Origin of the sequence: Leptothrix ochracea (genome assembly GCF_041083635.1) — a bacterium.
In the GTDB taxonomy this organism is placed as follows: domain Bacteria; phylum Pseudomonadota; class Gammaproteobacteria; order Burkholderiales; family Burkholderiaceae_C; genus Sphaerotilus; species Sphaerotilus ochraceus.
In genome coordinates, this window is the sequence record NZ_JBFPHB010000046.1 from 1 (window position 1) to 7,950 (window position 7,950).

The window sequence follows — 7,950 nt, forward strand, 5'->3', positions numbered from 1 at the left end:
CCGCCCTCAAGCCCAATCGGGTCGGGCTGGATGTAGCGGCCGGTGGCCGGGTTGTAGTCGCGGTGGCCGTTGTGGAACAGGCCTGTTTCGTCATAGGCGTAGAAGAACGTGCCCAGCGGGCCGGACTTGGTCACACCTGCTGTGTTCACAGAAGCCATGGCGCTCAAGTCAGCCACCGCCCCGTGGGTGATGCTGGGCAAAGATGTGGCGCAGGCGTTCGCGGGCGACGTGGGTGTAGATCTGGGTGGTGGAGATGTCGGCGTGGCCGAGGAGGAGTTGAACAGCACGCAGGTCGGCGCCGTGGTTGATGAGGTGGGTGGCGAAGGCGTGGCGCAGGGTGTGGGGCGAGAGGGGCACCCAGATCTCGGCGCTTTGGGCGTGGCGTTTGACCAAGCTCCAAAACATTTGGCGGGTCATGGACTCGGCGCGGGCGGTGACGAAGAGCGCTTCGCTGTGGCGCTGGCCCAGCAAGGCGGTGCGGGATTCGAGCACGTAGCGCCGTAGCCAAGCGTGGGCTTCCTCGCCAAAAGGCACCAGCCGTTCGCGCTCGCCTTTGCCGCGCACCAAGACCACCCCTTCGCCCAAACGCAGATGGCGGCTCGGCAACTCGACCAGTTCGCTGACCCGCAAGCCGCTGGCGTACATCAGCTCCAACATGGCCCGGTCACGCAGACCCAGCGGGGTGCTCACATCGGGCGCGGCCAGCAAGGCGGCAACTTGGTTTTCGCTCAGGGTTTGCGGCACGCGCAGCGGCTGGCGCGAGGCGCTCAGACGCAAGGTGGGGTCTTTGTCGATGCGCCGCTCGCGCAAGGCCCAACGGAAATAACGCTTGAACACCGTCAAACGCCGGTTCGCCGTGGTGGTGCGGGTCTGCTCATGCTGGGCGGCTGAGTAAGCCAACAGATGGGCTTCCTCGGCATGATCCAAGGCCAAGCCGGGATGATGCTCGGCCAACCAAGCCACAAAAGCCTGAAGATCGCTGCGGTACGCTGCCAAGGTCAGCGGACGCAGACCGTCCTCAAGCCAAAGGGTGTCGAGCCACAGATCGATGGTCTGGGCTGTTTCATCAGGAGAGACGGAAACTTGCGAAAGCTGCATGGTGCCCATCCTAGCCGCCACCCGACTTGCTCACTCTTGCCCGCCCCATGATTTCTTCTGCCCTGCTCCTGCTGCCCGACTTCTTGCTCATCATGCTGGGCTTTGTGCTGTGCAGGCACACCGCGCTGGACCGGCGCGTCTGGGCCGGGGTAGAACAGTTGGTGTATTGGCTGCTTTTTCCGGTGCTGCTTTTTGGCGCGGTGCTGCGTAGCCCGCTGGATATCGGCAGCGCCTTGAACTTGGGCCTGGCCGGGGTGTTGATGCTGGTCTGCGGCTTTGGGCTGGCCACCGCTTTGCGCACCGTGCCCGGGGTGGACGCCAGGCTGCATGCCTCGGGCGCCCAAGTGGGCTTTCGCTTCAACTCCTACGTCGCCTTGGCGCTGGCCGAGCGGCTCGGCAGTTCACAAGGCGTGGCGTGGATTGCGCTGCTGATCGCGCTGGGTGTGCCGCTGTGCAACATCGGCGCGGTCTGGTCGCTGGCGCGCCACGGCGGGCAAAACGTCTGGCGCGAAATGGCGCGCAACCCCCTCATTCTTGGCACCGTGGGCGGGTTGCTGGGTCACCTTGCGGGCCTGAGCTTGCCCAGTGCGGTGGACACCACTTTGGCGCGCATCGGCTCCGCCGCCCTGCCCTTGGGTTTGATGGCGGTGGGTGCGGGGTTGCAAATCGGTGGTTTGAATGCCGCTCCGCGCTTGGCCGCTGGGCTGCTCACCATCCGGCACCTCATCTTGCCCTGTGTGGCCATGCTGCTAAGCGTGGTCTTGGCCCTGCCGCACGATCAAGCCTTGGTGCTGGTGGCCTTTGCCGCCATGCCCACCGCATCGAGCGCCTTTGTGCTGGCGATCCGCATGGGCGGTGACGGTCAGTACGTGGCGGGGCTGGTCACGGCCTCCACCTTGCTGGGCATGGTGAGTATTCCGCTGGCGGTCGAGATCGCGCGGCGACTGCCGCTTCTTTAAAGGGTGGATGGGGCCCGCGCCCAAGCGGCGTGCTCACGCACCAAGTCGGTATCGGCCCAGAGATGATCGGGTTGCAGCGCGGCGTACAAGTCGTCAGCCCAAGCACCGCCTTGACGAAGGCCGTTGCCCATCGCCACCGCCAGATTGCGCCGCCAGCGCTCAAAGCCAATGCGGCGGATGGGGCTGCCTTCGGTGCAGCGCAAAAAGGTGGCCTCGTCCCAGCGCCAAAGCTGCAACAAGCTGACTTGATCCAAGCTGTGGCGCACATCAAAGTCGGGCACCTTGGTCGGGGTGGCGAACTTGTTCCATGGGCAAATGAGCTGGCAGTCGTCGCAGCCATAAATGCGATTACCCAACATAGGCCGCAGCTCAAGGGGAATCGCCCCGGCGTGCTCGATGGTGAGGTAGCTGATGCAGCGCCGCGCATCCAGCCGATACGGCGCCACGATCGCGCCCGTGGGGCAGGCGTCCAAACAAGCACGGCACCCACCGCAATGCGCGCTGCTGGCCGACGTGAGCGGCAAGGGCAGATCGACAAACAGCTCGCCCAAAAAACTCATCGAGCCCGCTTGGCGCGACAGTACCAAGGTGTGCTTGCCGCGCCAACCCAAGCCGCTCATGGCGGCCAGCTCGGTTTCCATGACCGGGGCCGAATCACAAAACACTCGGTGACCGAACGGCCCGATACGCTCGGCCAGCTGGTCCGCCAAACGCTGCAAGCGGCTGCGCAGCACCTTGTGATAGTCGCGCCCCCGAGCGTAGACCGAAACCACCGCCGCGCCGGGGTCAGCCAGCCGGGACCACGCGTCTTCGCGCCACGCGGGCGAAGTCTGGCGCGGCAAATAATCCATGCGCACCGTGATGACCCGCAGCGTGCCCGGCACAAGCTCTGCGGGACGAGCCCGTTTCAGGCCATGCTGCGCCATGTAGGCCATGCCAGCGTGACATCCGTCCGCCAGCCACGCCTGCAAACCGGGCTCGGCATGCGCCAAATCGATGTCGGCCACGCCGATCTGGGAAAATCCCAGCGCCGTGGCCCAGTCCTGCAACTGGCTCCAAAGCTCTGCAAGATCAAGCGTCGTGGCGACGGGTATGGCGTGTTTGACGATGGACATCCGGTGATTCTAGAAACCTCTCCCTCCCCTTTGATGCAACCTGACATGCAACGTGAACTTCGCTGGTCCGATGAAAGCGACTGCGAAGCCTTTGCCGCGCAGTTAGCGACCCGGCAGGAACTGCGTTCCGCGCTGATCACCTTGGAAGGTCATCTGGGAGCCGGCAAGACCACCTTGGTGCGCCATCTGCTGCGCGCCTTGGGCGTGACAGGCCGCATTCGCAGCCCCAGCTACGCCATCGTGGAAAGCTACGAAGGCACCCTTGGACCGATCGCCAACATCTGGCACTGCGACTTCTATCGCTTCAGCGATCCACGTGAATGGGAAGAAGCGGGCTTTCGCGATCTCTTCGCCCAAGACGGCTTGAAGCTGGTCGAATGGCCTGACAAGGCCGCCGGACTGCTGCCAACCGCTGATCTGCACATTCGCCTGCACGTTTTGCCAGATGAACAGCGCAGTGTCACACTTGAAGCGAACACCGCCACAGGGATGCGTCTGCTGCCATGACTGCCCACAAGTCCACCCCACCGTCACGCCGAACTTGGCTGCAAGGTGCTGTCGTCGCGCCGGTGCTGCTGCTCACCGGCCCCCAAATCGCTTGGGGGGCCAGCATCTTGGCCGTGCGCGTTTGGCCGGCCGAGGCCTACACCCGCATCACCATCGAATCCGATCAACCCTTGGTGGGCACGCAGTTCTCGATGGACAACCCGCCCCGGCTGGTGATTGATGTCGATGGGCTGGAGCTGAACAGTCAACTGCGCGAACTGGTGGGCAAGGTCGGCAACGACAACCCCCAAATTGCCCGGGTCCGCCTGGGGCAAAACCGCCCCGGCCGGGTGCGGATGGTCTTTGACCTGAAGCAAGCCAGTCGGCCCCAGGTGTTCTCCCTCGCACCAGCTTCGCCCTATCAACATCGGCTGGTGTTCGATCTCTATCCAGATCAAGCCGCCGCCGAAACACCCCCGCCAAAAGCCGTACCGAATGACCCCCCGGCACCCACGGATGCCCCCGCGATGACAACGACGCCCCCCGGGTCGATGGATCGGCTGTTTGTCATCACCATCGATCCTGGGCACGGTGGCGAAGACCCGGGCGCACGGGGCCCCAGTGGACTGCTGGAAAAAGATGTGGTCTTGGCCATCGGGCATCAGCTTGCGCGGCAAATCAATACTCGACCGGGACTCAGAGCCGTGTTGACGCGCGACGGTGACTATTTCGTGCCTTTGCATGAACGCGTCAATAAAGCCCGCCAAGTCAAGTCGGACCTGTTCATTTCTTTGCATGCCGACGCCTACTTCACGGCCAAGGCGCGGGGGGCATCGGTGTTTGCGCTGTCGGAGTCAGGGGCCACCAGCACAGCGGCACGCTGGATGGCCCGACGTGAAAACGCTTCGGACACGATTGGCGGTATCAACGTCGCAGCCACCGACGCCCAAGTGCTACGCACCTTGATCGACATGAGCACCACCGCTCAGATCAAGAACAGCCTGAAATTGGGCACCGAACTTCTTGGGCATTTAGGGCATATCGGCCGACTGCACAAAAACCGGGTCGAACAAGCTGGGTTTGCCGTCTTGAAGGCTCCGGATATTCCCTCGGTCTTGGTTGAAACCGCCTTCATCTCCAACCCGGAAGAAGAGTCGCATCTTCGCCACCCTGCCTACCAACAAAAACTGGTTCGCGCCCTGATGAGCGGCATCTTGCGTTACGTCGCTGATCACGCCCCTGCACCCCGTCAAGGGTTGATCTGAGCCCCCCCGTGGGCTACGCCAGCGCTCACGCGCCCTTAATGGACCCGGCTTCTGGCTCGAACAGAGCCCACCACCACAAACAAGGTGGGTAGCAGGATCGTGGCCCAAATGATTTTTTCGAGGTTGTCTTTGATCCACGGGATGTTGCCGAACAAATAGCCAACCGTCACCAAACCACCCACCCACAAGACAGCCCCCAACACATCAAACAGGGTGAACTTGGAGCGTGACATTTTCGCAACGCCCGCCACAAAAGGTGCGAAAGTTCGCACAAAAGGCATGAACCGTGCAGCAATCAACGTGATTCCACCGTATTTTTCGTAAAAATCGTGGGCTTGCAGAAAGGTTTTCTTGTCAAAGAAACGAGACTGTTTCCACTCAAAAACTTTGGAGCCGATGCGTCGCCCCAGTGTGTAGTTGCTCTGGTTTCCAGCAATGGCCGCAGCGATCAGCAACAAGACAGACCCGGTGTAATCCATCAACCCAACGCCACACATGGCTCCGACAACAAAGAGCAATGAGTCTCCGGGTAGAAACGGCATCACGACAACACCCGTCTCTACGAAGATAATGGCGAACAGCAGCGCGTAAATCCACATCCCGTAACTGGTCACGAAGGTGGCCAAGTGTTTATCGACGTGCACAACGAAATCAAGCAAGAGGGGCAACCAATCCATGGGACAAGATTATCCTTTGACCACGGGGAATGCCGCCGTTGGCGACGGTCACTTTTCTGACACCTCATGTCATTTTTGCCCTTTATGGTCTTGCTGATGGGCATGAATACCACGCTCTCGTTCCAAACCACCCTGCTTTTTCAAGGTCTGCATGCGTAGAAGATCGCTCCTTCTGGCCGCTTCTGGGGTGGGTCTGGTCACGACTGCCCGTCAGGTGTCGGCACAGAACTCGCTGCCCGATATCGTCGTGGGTCAGACGGCTGACCTCAAAGGCCCCTTGCATGATCAGGTGTTGGCTTTCAACGAAGGGGCGCTTTTGGCCTTTGCGGACATCAACAGCCGAGGGGGCCTTTTTGGGCGTCGACTGCGGCTGGTCACCCTCGGTGACGATGGCGTGCCGGAACGTGCCCTGGGCAATGCCCAATCGTTGATCAATGATCATCACGCGCAGATTTTCTTTGGCTGTGTGGGCTCCAACACCACACAAGCTCTTGAGCCGCTGCTGCGCGAAACCGGTATTCCTGCGTTTGCCGGGTTTGCAGTGACGGACTCCGTGCGCCAAAAATGCCGTGGAGCGGCTTATTTCATGCGGGCCACCTATGGCCGTGAGATTGAGCAACTCGTACAACACTTAACCACCATCGGCGTCAATCGCATCGGTTTGGTGACCTTGGCTGGCCCGATTGGCGAGGAAATCCACAAATTGATGGCCGACGCTTTGGCCACACGGAAACTCGAAATTGCCGTCTCAACCCCCGTTCTGGCCGATGGCAGCAACATCGCGGATGCGGCACGCAAGCTCTTGGCCCTCCAGCCACAAGCGGTGGTGATGTTCATCAACGGCCAACTGGCTGCGGACTTGATGGAAGATGCTCCACGCATCGGGCTGCAATCGAGCTTCTATGGTTTGTCCATCGTCTCTGGTGACGTGGTGATGCACCGCTTGGGTGAACGCGCCCGAGGCTTGGTGATTGTCCAAGCGGCGCCCTACCCATGGAACATGTTCGACGCCACCATTCAGGAGTATCGGAACCTGTGCACCATGATGAAGTTGACAGTCAGCTACTACGGCCTAGAAGGCTATGTCAGCGCCAAAGTTCTGGCCGATGCACTCAAGCGCAGTGGCGCCGAACTGAGTCGAGCGCGCATGCATGCTGCGTTCAGAACGTTGCAGTCCCGTTATGCCGGGATGGATATCGATTTCATAGCCGGCGGCCACACCGGATCGCGTTTTGTGGAATTGGTTCAAATTGCCCGCCATGGACGCTACGTTCACTGAGACTTGACGCGCACCCATGGTTCAACCTCGCCCCATTCGTGATCTTCCGGATGAACTGATCAGCCAAATTGCCGCTGGCGAAGTGGTGGAGCGGCCCGCTTCGGTGGTCCGTGAGCTGATCGATAACGCCTTGGATGCCGGTGCGAGCCATATCGTCATTCGTCTCATGGCCGGGGGCGTGCGTTTGATCAGCGTCGAAGATGACGGCGCGGGGATCGCTGCCGAAGATCTTCCCCGAGCGTTACGCCGACATGCCACCAGCAAAATTGCTTCTCTGAATGATCTAGAGCATGTCCTGACCATGGGATTTCGGGGCGAGGCCTTGGCCGCTGTGGCCTCGATCGCCGACGTCACCCTGACCAGTCGCACCGCAGGCATGACCCATGGCCAACGGCTCGAAGCTCGCTCGGGTGAAATCAGCCCAGCAGCACGGGCACCAGGCACGACCATGGAGGTTCGGGAGTTGTTTTATGCGACCCCGGCTCGGCGCAAATTTCTGAAAAGTGATGCCACGGAACTGGCTCACTGCATGGAAGCCGTCCGACGTCACGCCTTGGCTCGACCACACGTCGCTTTCACGGTCTGGAGCGAGGGCCGCTTACTGCATCAATGGCGCGCCTGCACGTTGGAGCAACGCCTGCGGGATATGCTCGGGGAAGAATTTGTGAGCGGCAGTCGCGAGGTAGACGCCACCATCGGTCCCCTACGCATTCAAGGACGGGTAGGCATCCCCACCTTGTCTCGTGCCAAGGCCGACTTGCAATACACCTATGTCAATGACCGGCCCGTCAAAGATCGTCTGATCGCCCATGGGGTGCGTGCGGCCTATGACGACGTGCTGCACGGCAACCGCCAACCGGCCTACGTCTTGTTCGTCAGCATCGCCCCGGAGCGGGTGGATGTGAATGTGCATCCGGCCAAGGTCGAAGTTCGATTTCGGGATTCCCGCGAGGTTCACCAAGCCCTGCACAGAGCGGTGGAAGCGGCGCTCGCAACCTCGATGCCACCTCTGTTGCAGCCGGTGTTGCCGCCCTTCTTGCCACCCACCGCCCATCTGAATGCGGTCGAGCC

At 61.3% G+C, this 7,950-nt stretch carries 9 protein-coding genes; 5 read left to right on the forward strand and 4 right to left on the reverse strand.

Translation table 11 applies throughout. The features are described from left to right. Window positions 1-158 (reverse strand): RHS repeat-associated core domain-containing protein (locus tag AB3X39_RS13265; RefSeq protein ID WP_369417866.1); only part of this gene is annotated, 158 nt, incomplete at its 3' end. 10 nt (window positions 159-168) lie between these two features. After that, the gene (gene xerD / locus AB3X39_RS13270) at window positions 169-1,098 is read right to left on the reverse strand and encodes a site-specific tyrosine recombinase XerD (RefSeq protein ID WP_369417858.1); all 930 of its coding nucleotides are present in this window, start codon (window positions 1,096-1,098) and stop codon (window positions 169-171) included. A 47-nt stretch (window positions 1,099-1,145) separates the two neighbouring features. Here xerD and AB3X39_RS13275 point away from each other — a divergent pair, with 47 nt between their 5' ends. After that, on the forward strand, window positions 1,146-2,057 hold the full coding sequence (locus AB3X39_RS13275; protein ID WP_369417859.1) for an AEC family transporter: 912 nt from the start codon (window positions 1,146-1,148) through the stop codon (window positions 2,055-2,057). Here the strand turns inward: AB3X39_RS13275 and queG are convergent. After that, entirely contained in the window at window positions 2,054-3,172 is a 1,119-nt protein-coding gene (gene queG / locus AB3X39_RS13280; RefSeq protein WP_369417860.1) for a tRNA epoxyqueuosine(34) reductase QueG, read from the reverse strand. The two genes, AB3X39_RS13275 and queG, sit on opposite strands and share 4 nt — an antisense overlap. Before the next feature lie 33 nt (window positions 3,173-3,205). On the opposite strand from queG, the gene tsaE reads away from it, so the two are divergent. Continuing rightward, window positions 3,206-3,679, forward strand: coding sequence for a tRNA (adenosine(37)-N6)-threonylcarbamoyltransferase complex ATPase subunit type 1 TsaE (tsaE, locus tag AB3X39_RS13285; RefSeq protein ID WP_369417861.1), 474 nt, complete (start codon window positions 3,206-3,208; stop codon window positions 3,677-3,679). Then, window positions 3,676-4,923, forward strand: a complete 1,248-nt coding sequence (locus AB3X39_RS13290) for an N-acetylmuramoyl-L-alanine amidase (protein WP_369417862.1) — start codon at window positions 3,676-3,678, stop codon at window positions 4,921-4,923. Before tsaE ends, AB3X39_RS13290 begins: the two co-directional genes overlap by 4 nt. Window positions 4,924-4,958: 35 nt before the next feature. Here AB3X39_RS13290 and AB3X39_RS13295 read toward each other — a convergent pair whose 3' ends face one another. Then, complete coding sequence (locus AB3X39_RS13295) at window positions 4,959-5,600, reverse strand: VTT domain-containing protein (protein WP_369417863.1); 642 nt, start codon at window positions 5,598-5,600, stop codon at window positions 4,959-4,961. Between the two features lie 151 nt (window positions 5,601-5,751). Here AB3X39_RS13295 and AB3X39_RS13300 point away from each other — a divergent pair, with 151 nt between their 5' ends. Beyond that, window positions 5,752-6,879, forward strand: coding sequence for an ABC transporter substrate-binding protein (locus AB3X39_RS13300; protein WP_369417864.1), 1,128 nt, complete (start codon window positions 5,752-5,754; stop codon window positions 6,877-6,879). 16 nt (window positions 6,880-6,895) lie between these two features. Continuing rightward, window positions 6,896-7,950, forward strand: a 1,055-nt coding sequence (mutL, locus tag AB3X39_RS13305) for a DNA mismatch repair endonuclease MutL (RefSeq protein ID WP_369417865.1), incomplete at its 3' end; no start/stop codon positions are given.

Coding starts and splice junctions, on each gene's coding strand:
- xerD (WP_369417858.1), bottom strand. CDS start 1,098: ATGCAGCTTTCGCAAGTTTCCGTCTCTCCTGATGAAACAGCCCAGACC.
- AB3X39_RS13275 (WP_369417859.1), top strand. CDS start 1,146: ATGATTTCTTCTGCCCTGCTCCTGCTGCCCGACTTCTTGCTCATCATG.
- queG (WP_369417860.1), bottom strand. CDS start 3,172: ATGTCCATCGTCAAACACGCCATACCCGTCGCCACGACGCTTGATCTT.
- tsaE (WP_369417861.1), top strand. CDS start 3,206: ATGCAACCTGACATGCAACGTGAACTTCGCTGGTCCGATGAAAGCGAC.
- AB3X39_RS13290 (WP_369417862.1), top strand. CDS start 3,676: ATGACTGCCCACAAGTCCACCCCACCGTCACGCCGAACTTGGCTGCAA.
- AB3X39_RS13295 (WP_369417863.1), bottom strand. CDS start 5,600: ATGGATTGGTTGCCCCTCTTGCTTGATTTCGTTGTGCACGTCGATAAA.
- AB3X39_RS13300 (WP_369417864.1), top strand. CDS start 5,752: ATGCGTAGAAGATCGCTCCTTCTGGCCGCTTCTGGGGTGGGTCTGGTC.